At 54.0% G+C, this 16794-nt stretch carries 19 protein-coding genes, 1 tRNA gene and 1 pseudogene; 9 read left to right on the top strand and 12 right to left on the bottom strand.

Annotated elements, in window-relative coordinates; all coding sequences use genetic code 11:
- Position 1: 1 nt before the first annotated feature.
- The 5 genes from nqrE to ACR0DY_RS17400 are packed head-to-tail and all read right to left on the bottom strand — an operon-like array spanning position 2 to position 4628.
- Entirely contained in the window at positions 2-610 is a 609-nt protein-coding gene (gene nqrE / locus ACR0DY_RS17420) for an NADH:ubiquinone reductase (Na(+)-transporting) subunit E (RefSeq protein ID WP_209507136.1), read from the bottom strand.
- Entirely contained in the window at positions 610-1263 is a 654-nt protein-coding gene (locus ACR0DY_RS17415) for an NADH:ubiquinone reductase (Na(+)-transporting) subunit D (RefSeq protein WP_267365754.1), read from the bottom strand. Before ACR0DY_RS17415 ends, nqrE begins: the two co-directional genes overlap by 1 nt.
- On the bottom strand, positions 1263-2078 hold the full coding sequence (locus tag ACR0DY_RS17410; protein ID WP_267365756.1) for a Na(+)-translocating NADH-quinone reductase subunit C: 816 nt from the start codon (positions 2076-2078) through the stop codon (positions 1263-1265). Before ACR0DY_RS17410 ends, ACR0DY_RS17415 begins: the two co-directional genes overlap by 1 nt.
- On the bottom strand, positions 2071-3279 hold the full coding sequence (locus tag ACR0DY_RS17405) for an NADH:ubiquinone reductase (Na(+)-transporting) subunit B (RefSeq protein WP_480483685.1): 1209 nt from the start codon (positions 3277-3279) through the stop codon (positions 2071-2073). Before ACR0DY_RS17405 ends, ACR0DY_RS17410 begins: the two co-directional genes overlap by 8 nt.
- A 5-nt stretch (positions 3280-3284) precedes the next feature.
- On the bottom strand, positions 3285-4628 hold the full coding sequence (locus ACR0DY_RS17400; RefSeq protein ID WP_480483684.1) for a Na(+)-translocating NADH-quinone reductase subunit A: 1344 nt from the start codon (positions 4626-4628) through the stop codon (positions 3285-3287).
- Between the two features lie 296 nt (positions 4629-4924).
- On the opposite strand from ACR0DY_RS17400, the gene ACR0DY_RS17395 reads away from it, so the two are divergent.
- From ACR0DY_RS17395 to ACR0DY_RS17385, 3 genes are all read left to right on the top strand, one after another.
- Entirely contained in the window at positions 4925-6040 is a 1116-nt protein-coding gene (locus ACR0DY_RS17395) for a THUMP domain-containing class I SAM-dependent RNA methyltransferase (protein ID WP_480547033.1), read from the top strand.
- Positions 6041-6158: 118 nt separating this feature from the next.
- A tRNA-Pro gene (locus ACR0DY_RS17390) sits at positions 6159-6235 on the top strand.
- A 211-nt stretch (positions 6236-6446) separates the two neighbouring features.
- Entirely contained in the window at positions 6447-6860 is a 414-nt protein-coding gene (locus ACR0DY_RS17385; protein ID WP_480483682.1) for a helix-turn-helix domain-containing protein, read from the top strand.
- On the opposite strand, the pseudogene ACR0DY_RS17380 reads toward ACR0DY_RS17385, so the two are convergent.
- Positions 6831-7004: pseudogene (locus ACR0DY_RS17380) on the bottom strand (methyltransferase domain-containing protein); the annotation flags it as partial. The gene ACR0DY_RS17385 and the pseudogene ACR0DY_RS17380 overlap by 30 nt on opposite strands.
- 308 nt (positions 7005-7312) lie before the next feature.
- Here ACR0DY_RS17380 and ACR0DY_RS17375 point away from each other — a divergent pair.
- Positions 7313-7705 (top strand): RidA family protein, encoded by a 393-nt coding sequence (locus ACR0DY_RS17375; RefSeq protein WP_480432013.1) that lies wholly within the window; start codon positions 7313-7315, stop codon positions 7703-7705.
- A 101-nt stretch (positions 7706-7806) separates the two neighbouring features.
- Here ACR0DY_RS17375 and ACR0DY_RS17370 read toward each other — a convergent pair whose 3' ends face one another.
- Entirely contained in the window at positions 7807-8028 is a 222-nt protein-coding gene (locus tag ACR0DY_RS17370; protein ID WP_170825504.1) for a hypothetical protein, read from the bottom strand.
- 133 nt (positions 8029-8161) lie between these two features.
- On the opposite strand from ACR0DY_RS17370, the gene ACR0DY_RS17365 reads away from it, so the two are divergent.
- Entirely contained in the window at positions 8162-9013 is an 852-nt protein-coding gene (locus tag ACR0DY_RS17365) for a LysR family transcriptional regulator (RefSeq protein WP_480898805.1), read from the top strand.
- A 128-nt stretch (positions 9014-9141) separates the two neighbouring features.
- Positions 9142-10839, top strand: a complete 1698-nt coding sequence (locus tag ACR0DY_RS17360; RefSeq protein WP_480483680.1) for an adenylate/guanylate cyclase domain-containing protein — start codon at positions 9142-9144, stop codon at positions 10837-10839.
- A 305-nt stretch (positions 10840-11144) separates the two neighbouring features.
- On the opposite strand, the gene ACR0DY_RS17355 is transcribed toward ACR0DY_RS17360, so the two are convergent.
- A complete protein-coding gene (locus ACR0DY_RS17355) occupies positions 11145-11363 on the bottom strand; it encodes a GDCCVxC domain-containing (seleno)protein (RefSeq protein WP_237217120.1) in 219 nt (72 codons plus the stop codon).
- A gap of 4 nt (positions 11364-11367) precedes the next feature.
- Positions 11368-11691 carry a hypothetical protein gene (locus tag ACR0DY_RS17350; protein WP_170499188.1) on the bottom strand — a complete coding sequence of 108 codons (324 nt, stop codon included), beginning with the start codon at positions 11689-11691 and terminating at the stop codon, positions 11368-11370.
- Between the two features lie 98 nt (positions 11692-11789).
- Between ACR0DY_RS17350 and ACR0DY_RS17345 the strand changes: the two genes are divergently transcribed.
- From ACR0DY_RS17345 to ACR0DY_RS17335, 3 genes are all read left to right on the top strand, one after another.
- Positions 11790-12179 (top strand): MerR family transcriptional regulator, encoded by a 390-nt coding sequence (locus tag ACR0DY_RS17345; protein WP_480484946.1) that lies wholly within the window; start codon positions 11790-11792, stop codon positions 12177-12179.
- Between the two features lie 503 nt (positions 12180-12682).
- Complete coding sequence (locus ACR0DY_RS17340; RefSeq protein WP_170430361.1) at positions 12683-12889, top strand: cold-shock protein; 207 nt, start codon at positions 12683-12685, stop codon at positions 12887-12889.
- 72 nt (positions 12890-12961) lie between these two features.
- Positions 12962-13975 (top strand): fatty acid desaturase, encoded by a 1014-nt coding sequence (locus ACR0DY_RS17335; protein WP_480484945.1) that lies wholly within the window; start codon positions 12962-12964, stop codon positions 13973-13975.
- On the opposite strand, the gene ACR0DY_RS17330 is transcribed toward ACR0DY_RS17335, so the two are convergent.
- From ACR0DY_RS17330 to ACR0DY_RS17320, 3 genes are all read right to left on the bottom strand, one after another.
- Positions 13967-14215: a ParB N-terminal domain-containing protein gene (locus ACR0DY_RS17330; protein ID WP_480484944.1), complete on the bottom strand. Its 249-nt coding sequence runs from the start codon at positions 14213-14215 to the stop codon at positions 13967-13969. The two genes, ACR0DY_RS17335 and ACR0DY_RS17330, sit on opposite strands and share 9 nt — an antisense overlap.
- Positions 14216-14288: 73 nt before the next feature.
- Complete coding sequence (locus ACR0DY_RS17325) at positions 14289-14978, bottom strand: hypothetical protein (RefSeq protein ID WP_480484943.1); 690 nt, start codon at positions 14976-14978, stop codon at positions 14289-14291.
- A 183-nt stretch (positions 14979-15161) separates the two neighbouring features.
- Complete coding sequence (locus ACR0DY_RS17320) at positions 15162-15950, bottom strand: hypothetical protein (protein WP_480547037.1); 789 nt, start codon at positions 15948-15950, stop codon at positions 15162-15164.
- Between the last annotated feature and the right edge of the window lie 844 nt (positions 15951-16794).

Genomic DNA, 16794 nt, shown 5'->3' with positions numbered 1-16794 from the left:
CTTACAGTTTCACGCCCGAGAAGGACATAAAGGCCATCGCCATCAGCCCGGCAGTGATAAAGGTGATGCCCAGCCCCTGAAGCCCGTCCGGCACATCCGAGTATTTCAGCTTTTCGCGCACGCCTGCCATCGCAGTGATTGCCAGCGCCCAGCCGAAACCGGATGAGATGCCATAGGTGGTCGCCTCGGCAAAATTATAGTCGCGTTCGACCATGAACAGCGAACCACCCAGAATGGCACAGTTCACAGTGATCAAAGGCAGGAAGATCCCCAGCGCGTTGTAGAGCGGCGGGAAATACTTATCGAGAATCATTTCGAGGATCTGAACCATCGCTGCGATCACGCCGATATAGGAAATCAGCCCGAGAAAGGTCAGATCCACATCCGGGAACCCGGCCCATGCCAATGCGCCCGGTTTCAGCAGGAAGGACAACAACAGGTTGTTGGCGGGCACGGTGATGGCCTGCACCACCATGACTGATATTCCCAGCCCGATGGCAGTCGAAATCTTTTTCGACACGGCGATGAAGGTACACATGCCAAGGAAAAAGCTGAGCGCAAGGTTTTCGATAAAGACGGCCTTCACGGCCAGAGAGATAAGCCCTTCCATCAGTGCGCCTCTACCTGCTGGATTTTGTATTCACGTTCTTCAACCTGGTTCGGCTTCCACGTGCGGAAAGCCCAGATCAGCAGGCCGATCACGAAGAACGCCGAAGGTGGCAGCAGCAACAGGCCGTTGGGCACGTACCAACCGCCATTGTTGACCGTTTGCAGGATTGTCACGCCGAACAGGCTGCCCGATCCAAACAACTCCCGGATGATGCCCACCAGCATCAGGATCAGGCCATAACCCATGCCGTTACCCAAACCGTCGATGAACGAGGCCACCGGGGGGTTCTTCATGGCGAATGCTTCGGCACGGCCCATTACGATGCAGTTGGTGATGATCAGGCCGACAAACACCGACAGCGTCTTGGAAATCTGAAAGGCATAAGCCTTGAGTATCTGATCCACCAGAATCACGAGCGAGGCGATGATCACCATCTGCACGATGATCCGGATCGAGCCCGGGATCTGGTTGCGCAGCATCGAGATGAACATCGACGAAAACGCCGTCACCGACGTCACCGCTATGGCCATGACAAAGGCCACTTGCAGTGATGAGGTTACAGCCAGTGCCGAACAGATTCCCAGCACCTGCAAGGTGATCGGGTTGTTGTCGACAAGGGGGTCGACCAGCAGCTCTTTCTTGGTCTGCGACATCAGATCTCTCCTGCTTGCAACTTGGCCAGGAACGGCGCGTAACCCGCATCGCCCATCCAGAATTTCACAAGGTTGTCGACCCCGCGCGATGTCAGGGTCGCGCCCGCCAGCGCATCTACGAAAAACTCGGGCCCGGCCGCTGGTTGTGACTTGGCGACGGTGATCTGCAAGGCGCCCGCGTCATCATGCAGTTTCTTGCCGTTCCACAACGCCTTCCAACGCGGGTTGTCCACCTCGGCACCCAGACCAGGCGTTTCACCATGCTGATAGAATTGCAGGCCGAAAATGTCGTTGCCGTTCTTTTCCAGCGCGATGAAGCCATAAAGCGTGGACCACAACCCATAGCCATGCAGCGGCAGGATCACCTTGTCCAACGCTCCGCTGTCGTCGCGCAGCAGATAGATGACCCGATACTTTGCCTTGCGACCAATGCCTGCGGGGTCATCGTCAAGGGCAACACTTAATTCCGGATCACCGGCAGCGGCCAGATCGTCAAAGGTGGCTGGGTCGAACTGATCGTCCGCAAATTCGCCCGTCGCCAGATCCAGAACATGCGGCTCGAACGCGGCAAAGGCCTGGCTGACATCAATGCCGGGTTCATACACCCCCGCCACCTGCAGAATGTTGACCTGCTTGTCCTTCAGCTTGTTGGCCTCCTGCACCGGGCGCAGGCTGACTGCCGCGGCCGACACGATCATCGAGGCAACGAGACAAACCGCAACAGCGATGAAGATCGTTTTGCCAACCGAATCCGGCGAGGCCGCCAGAAACCGGGCAATCGCGCCCTTGCGTTCAGGGGATTGCGTATCAGACATGGCGACGCGCCCTCCGTTTGATGTTGGCCTGAACGACAAAATAGTCGATCAGCGGTGCAAAGACGTTGCCGAACAGAATGGCCAGCATCATACCTTCGGGGAAGGCTGGGTTGATCACACGAATTAACACAACCATGACACCAATCAGTGCACCATAGATATAGCGCCCGACATTGGTGTGGCTTGCCGAGACCGGCTCGGTCACCATGAAAGCCAGACCAAAGGCGTAACCGCCCAACACGACATGCCAGTACCATGGCATTGCGAACATCGGGTTCGTCTCGGACCCGATCAGGTTCAACAGCCAGGTGAACGCAATTGTGCCCGCCAGACATCCCAAAATCAGCCGATAGTTGGCAATCTTGGTGATCAGCAGGAAGGCCAGACCGATCAGGCAGGCCAGAGTCGAGGTTTCCCCGATACTGCCCTGAATGGTGCCGTAAAACGCGCTCCACCAGGTGATACCGTCAGCGGCCAGTGCCTGGTAGCCTTCGGCAGCCGACACAGCCAGAGCCGTCGCCCCGGAAAAACCGTCAACCGGGGTCCAGACTGCATCGCCCGACATCTGCGCGGGATAGGCGAAATACAAAAACGCCCGCCCCACCAAGGCAGGGTTGAGGAAGTTCTTACCAGTGCCGCCGAATACCTCTTTGCCGATGACAACACCAAAGATAATACCCAGGGCAACCTGCCACAGAGGCGTGGTTGCAGGCATGATCAGGGCGTAAAGCATCGAAGTGACAAGAAAGCCTTCATTCACCTCATGCCCGCGGACGGTTGCGAAAATGACTTCGAAAATACCGCCTGCCACCAACGTGACAATATAGATCGGCAGGAAGTACATAAGCCCGTGCATGACATTGGCAAAAATACTGTCCGGATTCAACGAGATGCCAAGAACCTGAAGAATTGCAATCCGCCAACCAGTTGCAGACTCTGGGCCAAGCGCGGCAATGGCCGAATTTGCCTGATAACCGGTGTTCCACATTCCCCACAGGATGCAAGGAATAGTGGCAATCACGACATATGTCATGATGCGCTTCATATCCACGTAAGACCGCGCATGAGGAGCAACGGTGGTTACGGTTTTCGGAGTGTAGATGAAGCTTTCCACCATCTCGTAGATCGGAAAAAGCTTCTCGTACTTGCCGCCCTTGGTAAAGTTCGGCTCGATCCGGTCAAAGAAGTTACGCAATCCCATTCGGATCAGCCCTCCTTTTCAATCTTTTTCAGGCAGTCGCGCAGCGCCAGCCCGTATTCATATTTCGCCGGACAGGCAAAGCCCACAAGGCCCAGATCCTCTTCGTCCAGCTCAAGCGCTCCCAGTGCCTGAGCCGTATCCGTATCCATCACCAGCAACGCCCGAAGCAATTGTGTGGGCAGGTAATCCTGCGGCATCAGCTCTTCGAACACGCCTGTCGGCACCATCGCGCGGCGGCCACCGTTCAGGTTGGACGTGAAAGCATAGAGTTTTCTGGAAAAGGCCGAGCCCAATACTGGCTGGACGGAATACTTGGAAGGCATTGGTCGGATCCAACCCATCGGAATCTGATCGTGATCCTCTCGGATGATACAGATTTGACGGGCAAACCGCCCCAGATATGCGGTCGGTCCGTCGGCATGTTGACCCGACAGGATCGAACCCGAGATAATGCGGGGCGTTCCGTCCACACTTACCTCACCTCGTGTCAAGTCGTCCGTGGACGCGCCCATCACGGTGCGGATCAAACGCGGCTGACGCGCACCGGGCCCGGTCAAGGCGATCACAACACTCGGATCCAGACGCCCGGTCTGCATCAGGCGGCCAATCGCGATGGTGTCCTGATAACCGATAGTCCAGACTTGCTTTTCCCCCGAAATCGGTTCGAGGAAGTGAATATGCGTTCCTGCCAGGCCCGATGGATGTGGACCGGAAAACGCCACGGCCTCGACACCGGCGACATCCGCGCCGGGGATCGTGTCACCTTGTTTCTGGCAAATATAAGTCTTGCCTTCGGTTAGCTTGCTGACTGCCGCCAACCCAGCGGCAAAGGCCTCGGGTGCCTCGGCAATGATCGTGGCGGCATCAGCCGCCAATGGGTCACTGTCCATGGCTGTCACGAAAATCGCGTTCGGTTTGGCACCGGGTTCCGGCATTTTCGAATAAGGCCGCGTGCGGAATGAAGTCCATAGACCCGCGGTGCACAGTTTTGCAGTCACGCCTTCGGCGCTATGCGCATCGCCCACGCTCGAAAAATCCAAGCCCGTGTCATTGGTGTCGGACACTTCGATGACGACGCTCTGCAACACCCTGCGGGCACCCCGGTTGATGGCAACAATCTTGCCAGTCACCGGTGCGACCATCATCGCGTCAGGCGCATCTTTGTGACAAAAGAGCGGCGTACCCCGCTCGACACTATCACCTTCCTGCACCAGCATCTTTGGCTTCAGGCCAATGTAGTCCCCACCCAGAACACCAACGGTCGAGTATTCCGGACCCGGATGAATGGTTTGGTCGGGAGCGCCTTCCACTGGCAGGTCCAACCCTTTTTTAAGTTTGAAAGTTTGCATACCGCTACGTTCTTCCAAGCCTCTTTCCTGCGCCAGCCCTGCCGACACCCTTTAGGGGTCATGCAATAACGCGGTTTTTTCCGGTGCCCATCGCAAAAGCGTCGAAACGGGTCCAAATTCCGCAGGCGTATTTCTGATCACGGACCCTTTACGCGCGGATGCCCGCAAACGCAAACCTGTTACCGCCGAAAGTTAAGATCAAACTGCAAAATCTTGGAGTTTTCCCTCAAGATGGCCAAAAATTCGGGTCAAAATTGCGTGTCGCGCCCGCTGAACTTCCAGTGTAAGCAACCGGAATGAAAAAAGACACAGACTTCGAAATCTTTCTGATTGCCACCCCGGGCCTTGAAGCCCCCCTCTGTGCCGAGGCGCAGTCCAACGGGTTCGCTCAGGTCAAGACGATTCCAGGGGGTGTCATTTGCCGTGGTTCGTGGTCCGAGGTCTGGCGCGCCAACCTGACCTTACGCGGTGCAAACAAGGTTCTGGTTCGTCTGGGCAGTTTTCCTGCCGTGCATTTAGCCCAATTGGACAAACGTGCGCGCAAATTCCCGTGGGGCGAGTTCCTGCGCTCCGGTGTTCCGGTCAAAGTCGAGGCCACCAGCCGCAAATCCAGAATATATCATGCCGGTGCCGCACGGCAGAGAGTTGAACAAGCGATATCCGAAACTCTGGGCGCTCCGATATCTTCCGACGCCGATGTCAGGATCTTGCTGAGAATCGAAAAGGACATCTGTACATTTTCCGTCGACAGTTCTGGAGAGCTTTTGCACAAGCGTGGTCATAAAGAAGCAATTGCCAAAGCGCCAATTCGCGAAACGATGGCAGCCATGTTTCTGCGTGACTGCGGATTTAGCGGCAATGAACCGGTGTTGGACCCGATGTGCGGTTCGGGTACTTTCGTGATCGAAGCCGCCGAGATTGCCCTGGGGCTGCGCCCTGGTCGGTCCCGCAGTTTTGCGTTTGAAAACCTTGCGGGCTTCGACCCTAACCGCTGGCAAGACATGCGCAGCGAGTCAGAGGTCGCTGAGTGTTTTCTCACCTTCTGTGGCTCTGACCGCAACGCCGGAGCTATCGAAGCCGCAACAGCCAACGCCCATAGAGCGCAGGTTAACGCCAACACGCGTTTTCAACAGCTTTCCGTCAGTGACATCAAACCCCCTGCGGGACCCGCCGGGCTGGTCATTGTGAACCCTCCCTACGGGGCGCGAATTGGAGATGAAAAGCGTCTGCGCTCTGTCTACGGAGCCTTGGGTAAATCTTTGATGAGCCGGTTTCGAGGATGGCGTGTTGGGATTGTGACCAGCGCTCCGGCTTTGGCTCGGGCGACCCGCCTGCCTTTGCTGGCGCCCGGTCCGGTCGTGGACCACGGAGGCACCAAGATCCGTCTGTACAAAACGGATCCGCTGCCATGAGAGTCTCGTGACCTGTTTAGCCCGTCCGTTACCGATCCAAAGACGGAAGATTAGGATGATCGCTTCTCAAAATCCTCTTGCGCATCGGCAAAGCCGCGTATAGATCACCCGCCACGGTCGGAGTGTAGCTCAGTCTGGTAGAGCACTGTCTTCGGGAGGCAGGGGCCGGAGGTTCGAATCCTCTCACTCCGACCAATAATTCCAGATACTTAGCCCGTTTAGCTATGACCCTTGTTGAGGGTCGGTCCGGATTATGCGGCTTTTGAGGCGGTTTTTGGTGAGTTCAGCCTCCTCAGAAACCGAAAGGCCGCTGACTGGGCTGGCACCCGCGTCAACGGCCAAATCGAAAAGATTGCTCAGACTGGATACCAGATCGCGCCCGTGATCGCAATCGCGGGAGGGGCCGATGTCTGAGCTTCTGCCCTTCTGCAAGATCAAGCTGCAATTCCTGCTCGAGATGGTCACCGACCACGAGTTGGACGACAACGCCCTGCGCGTCGCCCTCTACTTGGCGTTGGCCCATGCGGACCACGAGACCGGCGAGAGCCGCCCATCTTTTGAGACCATCGGCGCGGCCATCGGCAAGCACGCCAAGTCGGTCAAGCGGGCGCTGAACAAGGTCGAGGCGGCGGGCTACATGACCATTGAGCGCGGGACCAACAAAGGGAACTCGTCGCGCTATCGTCCGACCGAAGCGGCCCTGAAACGGGCAACGGATCGTCGCCAGGAGGGGGACAAGAACGCGCCCTGCTTCGGTCAAAAGAGGTTCCGGGTCTGCAACATGGGTAAGCACTGTGTGCATTATCACGTTATCAACTGAGCCATCATCCAGGGGCAGCGACGCTCCACCAGCGACCTCAAACTCCACATTGTCGTGGCCCCCAACCCGCGCTCTTGCTTCGGTCACAAAGCCTACAGACGGCTCGAAACCAATGACCCGCGCGGGTTTGGCCTTCTCCGCAATGCGGCGCGTGACAGCTCCCGCACCGCACCCGACTTCAACCGTCAGGCTATCTTTGGCAAACTCAAGTTTGGTCAGATAGTTTTAAACGATCTTTTCCATTGTGGGATCGGCCTGACGCGCGTCCATCGAGTCGGCAAATGCGGAAATGAACTCCGCACCCGCAGCATCTACATCTTGAAACGGATCAGCCATCCCAACCACCCTCCATTAATGCTCAGTATTTTCTACCAAAAAACCCTAGCATCACCTGAACCAAGAACAAGCCGTGCCAAAATGGGTATACTTGGGACAAACAGGAGGTTCATGCCATGCGTCAGCTAGTTTCAAATGGAAATCCGATGGAAGAAATCGTTGGGTTCAGCCGAGCAGTTCGGGTTGGTCCCCACATATCTGTTGGCGGCACCGCACCTGTCGATGCTGAAGGCAAGACCGTAGGGGTCGGAGATGTATTTGCCCAAACAACCCAGTGCTTTGAAATCATCAAGGCGGCTCTCGAACAGGCAGGTTCCGGAATTCAAGACATTGTTCGGACGCGAGTCATACTGACAGATATCGACAATTGGAAAGAAGCCATCGAGGCAAGGAAGAAGTATTGCGTCGATGCACGACCCGTCGACACAATTATGGCGATCAATCGGTTTGTGAACCCTGAATGGTTGGTCGAGATCGAAGTCGATGCAATCATAGCCGACGACGCATAGCTGAGAAGGCCACTACGCGGTTACGTAGCTGTCACTTACAGCTCGCAACTGCCTTGGATGTGATCTCGTTGCCTTATTTGGCCGATTGTCACCAAGTGTCGTCAGAACCTTCCTGGATACAGACTCATCATGTTCTGCACGTCCAGTTCACTCGAAAACGCAGCGGGATTACTCCAGATCACGTCATTAATATAGTCGCGTTCCGCGTGAAGATCGTTGGCTGTAGGCTGCGGCTTACGGGTTTCGGGGCAGGCTCTTTTGGTCCAACCGAACAGTCCACCAAATACGGTCCAGATGCTGGGTGACATTGTATGGGAAGCCATCTCATGTTCCTTTCCGAGTTACTTGCGCTGTCGCAACAAAGGTAACTGTTCACCTGTTTTTCTGGTATCCGGCACAAGATTGTGCTGTTCTACAAAAATGAAGAATGGGTTCCGAAATTGGTCGGATATTCGTGTGTTCCTCTCCGTCTTCAGAGAAGGGTCGACGCTTGCGGCCTCTAGAAAGCTAAAGGTCTCCCAACCAACGGTTGCCCGACGCATTGATGTTCTCGAAAGAGAAACAGGCTTAACGCTTTTTGAGCGCGGTACGCACGGGTTCAAACCAACCCCAGAAGCCCTTCGCCTCGTTCCTCTCGCCGAAGCAATCGAGGCTTCAGTCCGCGAATTTGCCGATTGCGCGAAGGAATTGACGTCGACACAGCCCATCCGGATTACAGCTTATTCAGCAAACTTCTCTGCACGCATGATTGAGATCGTAAACGAGTTCTCTGCCGACAATCAGGATGTCGCATTCGAGTTCTTGTCCAGCGTTCGGGCGCTGGACCTGATGGCCGGTGAGGCTGATATCGCGTTGCGCCTGGCTCGAACCGATCCCGATCCTGACCTGATCTGTCGTAAGATCAGCACGGCCCGCTGGTCTTTGTTCGGCAGCAGAAATTACGCGGACAAATTTGGCTTGCCGGAGTCAACCGATGATCTGGCCGGGCATCGGTTTGTTACCTTTCAGCGGGACGATGTTCCGAATGTATTCCACGAATGGTTGACCAATCATGTGGCACCGGACCAGATCGCTATGTCTTTCACTGAACTCGAGCTGATGCATGCAGCGATCAGATCAGGCCAAGGCCTTGGGATCAGCAATGTGAAACTGGTTGAAACAGACGACTCCTTTATCCGGTGCTTCGACGAAATCCCCGAACTTGCGGTGCCGCACCTGATGCTCATTTCGCCGGAAGCTTATCGCCGGCCCGAGGTCAGAGCCTTCGTCAAGTTCTTCGCACCTCGCTATGCGGCAATCTACAAGTGATGGTTATCCCCGCATTGGACCGCGAACTGACGCTGATGCCAAGGGCGGAGAGCATCAGTAAAGAGCCCCGAGCGAACCTCGCATTCAGGCAGTTGGAGTAGAGGGCCGCATCATCTATCGTCGAACGCATGTCGAACAAGGGACAACAGTTGCAACGAAGGTTGGCGGCAATTCTAGCCGCGGATGTCGTTGGGTATTCGGCGCTTATGCACAAAGATGAGCAAGCCACAATTCTAATGCTTGATCACCTGGAAAGCGACATCGTCACCCCAACGATAGCCGGCCAATCAGGTCGTGTCGTGAAGAGCATGGGCGATGGTTGGCTGGTGCAATTTGACAGCGCGGCGCAAGCTGTAACCGCAGCAATGCAGCTACAAGAGCAGTTGGCTGAATACTCGTTAATAAACATGCGGATCGGTGTTCATGTGGGTGACATCACAGAAAAAGGTGATGACATCCTGGGTGACGGTGTGAACATTGCCGCACGGCTTGAGAGCATTGCGCCAACCGGTGGTATCGCAATTTCTGAACCCGTACATCTGAACCTTGAACACAATCTGGCAGACGCTTTCAAAGCAGTTGGGAAGAAGAGGCTCAAGAACATCCAACGCAGCCTGGATGTGTGGATTCACGATGGACCACAACTGAGTGCACCGCAAAGTTCGCCTTCTTTTACAGAGACGAGCTTGCCAAAGCTATCCATCCATCCTGTCACGTGCAGCGACCAACGCGCTGAGCTCAAGGAAATGGCCGCAGCTCTCACTTCAGATTTCGGTTCTTATTTTCGGACGATCAACTGGTTAAACGCGGCAATAACCTCCACGGAAGCATCAGAGGGATATGCACTTCGCGGCGTGCTGCGTGGACACGGCGACCGATTGCGTCTGGAAGCACGCTTAAATGACTCTTCTGGTTCTGAAATCTGGACTCAGAAGTTCGACGGTTCGGTCGAAGCTATCTTTGATTGGCAAGACGAGGTTGTAGAAAAGCTGTTGGATGCCGTTAGCGGGATCTTGATCCAGTCGCTGACCGCAAAGCTCTCTGCTTTACCTGAAGACGAGCTGACTGCCGAACAGTGCGTCTTGATGGGCATGATCACATGGTCGGAGGCCAGCATCGACAGCTATAAAGAGACGTTGTCGTACCACGCCAGGGCCATCGAGGCCAAACCAACCCTCGCCGCCGCTTATGCCGAAGCTATTTGGACAATGAATGGTGCGAGAACCTATGATCTTCGACGCGATCTGTCATCCAACTACGAGAAGCTGCCACACTGGATCGAGGCCGGACGACACATGGCGGGTCAAAGCCCAACGCTTGATCTGAGTGTTGCAGTGGCTGACTACAATGTCGACGGGGACGCGGATCGACTTTCCGTGGCGCTGGAGCAAATCCGGCAACGAGCGCCACTAGATGCCCGCCTGCATTTGTTCATGGGTTGGGGATACAACTGGGCCGGGTTTCCTAAAATGGCACTAAGCTGCTTTCAGACGGCGCTCCGGTTGGGCCGATATGGGGCCGTTTTCGTGGGTGCTTCCGGAGGGGCCGCCACCTCTTGCGTAATGCTTGGTCGAGACCATGATGCTATCGCCTATGCTGAGGCAGGTTTGCGCTTTTCAAAGAACTATGCCGCACTTCACAGCACGAGAGCCGCTGCTCACGCTATGCTTGGGGAACCTGAAAAGGCGTCTGCGGCGTTGGCGCAAATGCTGCAAATGGAACCTGATGAAACGATCTCGAAATGGCGTAGCAACGTGGACTATGGCGGTTCAGAAGGCGCTGAACGTTACTTTGAAGCGCTTCGCCGGGCAGGGTTGCCAGATTAGCGGTGCCGGAACCAAGTTGCGCTGGGAAAACCGGCAGCTTGATCGCGCATTTCAGTAACTGCAAAGCTCGGATTTGAAGGGCCGCTTAGGGCTGCGAGCGGTCAATCATGCTCATCGCAGAAAATGGCAGCGCTGAGCCCAACCTGTACCCTGGGTTTTATTGCTGCATGCGCTTGCAGCAGCAAAACGCTGCGATTGCCGAATATCTAGTGCCGCCAAGCAGCGGAAAAACCGGTCACTCATGCAAATTGCAGCGATGCTCGCGGCGGCAGTTCACAGTTTGCTCAACAAAGCCGTCCTTCACTTCATCCGCAACAGCTATCGCCTAGCTGAATTGGTGGACACGGGACCGTCGCATATGAACAGTAAACACAACAGTCGCCTTCCAACGGCTTCAAAACTGTTTTGCACGACTTGCATTCATAGAACCACTGGCAAGCATCCGTTGGCATTTGCTCGGTTTCACTGTGGCCGCACTTCGGGCAAATCAGGGTGCTTTCTAGGACTACAGTTTGTTTTGTCATAGTCTCACATCTGCATGATCAGGTAATCGTTAATCCGTGCCTCGTTAAACACAACGACCCAAGCCACGCCGGTGATTAGAGTTGTTCCTGCAAGCCGCCATTTCAACGTCGGTAAGGAACCGCGCCGATAAGATACCAGCCACGATATCGCGACGAGTGCCGTTGAAATCGTCAGCACATAGTAACTCGCTGCCGCAACCTTCCCAAAGATTGCCAACCAACTGCCGCCCAGCCCCAGTAACATCATCATCATGGGCAAAACGCAGCAAGTCGCGACGCCAAGCGCTGATAGCGATCCCAAATAGCTGAGGCTAAGGTACTTCTGCATTCTGTTTCCCTGATGGACTACGTCGCGCGGAGTTGTAGAGACAACAACCTCTCGTATAACTTCTGTAGCCACTACAGGATCAAGACAGGAAATCTCACATGTTTGCGATTGGGGAGGCATCCCGGCAAAGCGGTGTCGGAATTGAAACTATCCGCTACTACGAACGCGAAGGGATCGTGCCGAAACCAGAAAGGGCATCGAATAATCGACGCATGTACTCTGCGCACGATGTGGGACGGCTTCGTTTTCTAAGGAAGTGCCGAGACTTGGGTTTTTCGCTTGCCGATGCAATGGTGCTTCTCAACCTGTCCGAAGGTGATAGCGAGGATTGCCAATCCGTTAAGGAACTGGCCGAGCTTCATATCTCCAATGTGCGTATGAAGATAATCGAACTTAAGCGATTGGAGGCCGCCCTGAATGAACTTACGGCCAACTGTAACATCGGGAACGTTTTTTGCCCGATGATTGCGCAGATACGGACCTACTAATGGCACTTTGAGGCTCGCAGTCGCCCTATGCCAACGCAGCATGACCCAAGATTCGGGCCGCGCAGAATCTACCGTTCGTTAGAGAAGTCAACTCGTTGATTTAGCAATGTTTCCATCAATCAATGAACATTTTTGCCTCGCCGCGGTGTTCTTGAAGCACACTGCGATTTCGGACAGTGAGCCCTACCTACCGTGCCTGAGCAATCAATTTGCTGCATACGCACTCGGCAGGTTTTATCAGAAGCCGACCTCTGATTTCCGAATCGCAGAGCAATGGTTCTGCTTATCCTTGTCCTAAATTGGGCTAGGCAGACTCAGATCTTCTGTTGCTTTCTATTGTATCAAGGCTTGTATCGTGCGTACTCGAAGTCCATATACACAAGGCTAACGTTTTTCTTTTTCGACCTGCTGTCTCCCAAATTCGGCGCTCAGTCTTTCGATTCAGACCGACCACGCCGAGTCGCCGCAATAATGCGGGCGGCAAGTATTAGGAGACTTCCACCATGGCAAATGGCACAGTAAAATGGTTCAACTCGACCAAAGGTTTTGGCTTTATCGAGCCTGAAGATGGCAAGCGCGATGTGTTCGTGCATATCTCAGCACTTGAACGTTCCGGCATCAGCGAATTGAAAGACGGCCAGAAGGTCACTTTTGACGTCGAAGCTGGCCGTGACGGACGCGACAGCGCCGCCAATCTGGCACTGGCCTGACCTTTTACGGGCACCCTTATGGGGTGCCCGTTTGCACAATGGGCTGCTAAAAGCCCTTGGAGAAAAAGTCAGTTGCAACCTAAAGACTGGACGCGGGTGCTCGCGCAATACCGTGTTGCCGATGCAAAGCGCAGTATTTATGAAATTGCGATCACCGTTGTCCCCTTATTCGCGCTATGGGCTCTAGCGTGGATGGCTTTATATTTTAGTGTCTGGATCGCTGTTCTACTGGCCGTCCTGAATGCCGCATTTCTGGTCCGTATCTTCATCATTATGCATGATTGCGGTCATGGATCTTTCTTTAGAAGTCGCACTGTTTGCAATTGGACCGGCCGGGTTCTGGGTGTTCTTGCCCTGACACCCTATGACGTCTGGCGGCAAAGCCATGCGATTCACCACGCTTCAACCGGTAACCTTGATCGGCGTGGTATGGGTGACATTCCTACATTGACCATTGAGGAATACCTGAAACGGAATTGGTTCGGGCGTGCCGCTTACAGGTTAATCCGGAACCCCTTCTTCCTGTTCTGTATCGTACCGGTGTACACGTTCTTTTTTCAAAATCGCTTGCCCTTTGGTTTCATGCGGTCAGGCTGGCTGTATTGGGCAAGTGCGATGGGAACAAACGCTGCAATTGCAGGGGTATTGGCCCTAGTTTTTTGGGCCGGAGGCATTGAGGTTTTAGCGTATGTTTTCCTACCAACCATGATTGTCGCATCATCGATTGGTATTTGGCTTTTCTATATTCAACACCAGTTTGAACACACGACCTGGGAACGGGAAGAGGGGTGGAACCTTCAGAACGCCGCATTCTATGGAAGTTCTCACTATGCCCTGCCAGGCATCCTGCGGTGGTTCTCTGCCAATATCGGTGTACACCATGTTCACCACCTTGCCAGCCGCATACCGTTTTATCGGCTAAACGAGGTTTTGCGTGACCATTCCGAGTTGGAAAATTGCCAGCGTATTACTCTATATGAGAGCCTTCATTGCGCACGATTGCATCTTTGGGATGAAGAAAGTCAGCGCCTGCTGACGTTTTCTCAGGCTTTGTCGAACGCCAATCCCAACAAGAGTCTAGTGTAATCGGGCGCGCACCAAAAAGGCTTCGACAGTATCACCGCCGAGGGCGCGAATGGCCTCTAGTCGGTGAAGGCCTTCAATCAGCACGAACCGCTTGTTGTCCGCACGTATCTGGATCGGCGTCTTCTGGCCATTCTTCAGGATATCTTCGGCCAGTGCCAGAACCTTTTGTTGATCAAGTGTTTTGGCCCGTTTCACAGGTACATAGATCAGGTCGAGCGGATATGGTTTTTTCTCCAACATAAGCTACGTGTGCGCCTTTCTTGCGTTTATTCCGGTTCGAAGTTCGCTTCAAAGGCAGGCGCTGGAACGTGCGTCATAGAACCGAACGAACAGCATCGCGCAGCTCCTGATGCATGATCCAAGTCGCTGGTTCATCGTCACTTTTGACGTGAGAAAACGCCAATACCTGAGCGGCGCCATCATTCTGTGCCGATCCGGCTTCGGGAAGCTCGAGTTCCAGATATTCTGCAATCGATAGCCCGATTTTCTTGAAGACCTTGACGGACGCCTCGCGCGATTTGTAACCAGCTGCCTTGGTTAACTGACCAATGCTCAGTCCTTCCTTGCCTGCGATTGTAAGTGCTTTGAGCATGGTGACCTGCGCAGTGGAGAGCCTGATCTGACGCAATGCTTCGACATATTCTCCTTCACTGGGAATGAAGTTGCCGGAGTTCGCCTCCAAACGACGTCGAGCGCTGCGTTTCCTGTCTCGTTCTTCGAGAATTTCTTTTAAGGCTTCAATGGCCAATGACGGTGTTTCGCCAACTGCATCAGCAATCAAACCTTGCGTTTTCGCTGGTGGCTTGGGGAATGCGCGCGCAACGCTGTTACCGCTCAGAATGCCAGCCTTAATCAAGTACTTTCCAAATTCTACTTCGATCACTTCTGATACGTCGGCGTTCCGCGTCTTGCGAACACTGCGGTCCTGAAATGCTCTTTGTTCCAGACCACGCACTGACATCTTTGAGTCAGAAAGGGTCACTTGAGGGGCATTTTTACGCATCAGAGAAACACCACTACAATTACCGCTGCAACAAACACTGCTAACGCCATAGATATCTTAATCCCGTGGGACCGGCGACGCGCCTTTTCGGCTTTGATCCTTTTGCCAAGATTTTCGTCAATCGAGTTATGGTTCACGGCTTGGTCCTTCCGGATTTGTCAGGCGATATTGATTTCCACGAACCTATTTTCGTGGAATATTTTCGGCGCACTTATCGTTCTGTCGTGTGAACGGCCGATTGCATTCCCAACCATCACCTCTTCGATTCAAATGAGCGTTTGAAGGAACAAGGATCGCATCGCACCTGTCCCGGTTTGCGCGAAAACCACGTTCGCATTTCCATCCAGAGTAGGAATCTGGTTCAAGATACGCATGCTGTGGAACAGCCACAGGCTCACAGCCGCTCTCCGCTGCGTTGTAACCTCTGAGGCATACCCACCCATCCGAGCTTTTTTTATCGCTCAGACGACCGTTTTTTGGGACTTCTATTGCAACACAATCCTGGTTCTCCTTACGAAATCCCCAGTTGCAGTGTATTTCCTGTGCGCCAAACCTGGTTTCGACGTATCCATTTTGAGGTGCGATCAGTTCTTCGCATTTTTCTTCGACACGCTGGAACAGCCGATTGCACTCCCACTGATCTCCGGTTGACGCAAGATAGGCATTTTCAGGAACTCTTATTTCCTCACAGAGATCTCCGACATTCTGAAAACCGTGATTGCATTCCCAGCCACTGCCATAGGAGCTACCTGTCAAATATGCGTTTTCTGGTAAGTCTGTTCTTTGGCACGATCCATTCTTGTTTTCGAAACCTTCGTCACAAACTGATCCATCGGCATTGCCTGCGACTTGGGCAGGAAGCTTTGTTCCTGAGAGCGACACCAAAAGTGCTGGGATCAAACAAAGAATGCAGCGCGTAAACACGATGAATGACTGATTGAAGCGGAGCCTGAGACCTGATCTATCGGCCATCAAGCACGCAATTTATGAGCCATGTGTTGTTCATACGGCGCTTTCTTTCATGGGTCACGCGATGGCTGGCGCATGTCAGGTGACAGTTGCGAATGCATGTGAGGAACGAGCTCATAGCGAAGACCCCAGCGAAACCCGTTCCTATGCTGGGGCATATGCTACAGTTATTCTGAAGGCCATTGGATCATCGAAGCCGGCAGCATCGCGGCGACGAGTAACTTTCACCAATGCACTTTTGTGGTCCTTAGCCAGAATAGAGTCAAGGAAGTTTCCCTTGTCGCAATGCAAGTACCGCCAGGGCAGGTAGTTTTTGAAACTGCCGGTGACCAAGATCCTTGGTGAACTACCGAAAGAAATTGTCTGGCCTGAGTGCGGCGAAAGAGGAGTATGTGATCAAGGCTTCCCCGTAACTAGGAATGACTGGCCTGATGACATTGGCTGCAACGCAGCGATTTTCGCGCCGCTTCTGCACAAGTGCTCGCGGCGTGATCAAATGGCCGCTCGGTCCCGCACCCTGTAAATTGCGCCTGAGCCGAGAAAACTGTGCTGCGAGCGTACGCAACAAGATTTTGACACTTCCGCTCAGGGCACGCTACGTCCCACTCCTGCGTAAAAGAACTAGAACTGCTATGGATTGGCGACCGACAGCGCCGCTCGCCAAACTGTTTCAGATATCTATACGCTCTGCAATTCTTAGCGCGTCTTCCAATTCAACGCCCAGGTATCGCACGGTGTGTCCGTCATCGAATGATTTGGAACACGAGCGTTTGATTGGCTTAGGAGGATCAGGCTCGCCGCAGTTTCAATCTACGCCGCGTTCTGATGATGCAGCAAGCGGCGTTTC

The sequence above is a fragment of the Ruegeria sp. O6 genome, assembly GCF_056535045.1.
This window is presented reverse-complemented; position numbering and strand designations above follow the sequence as displayed.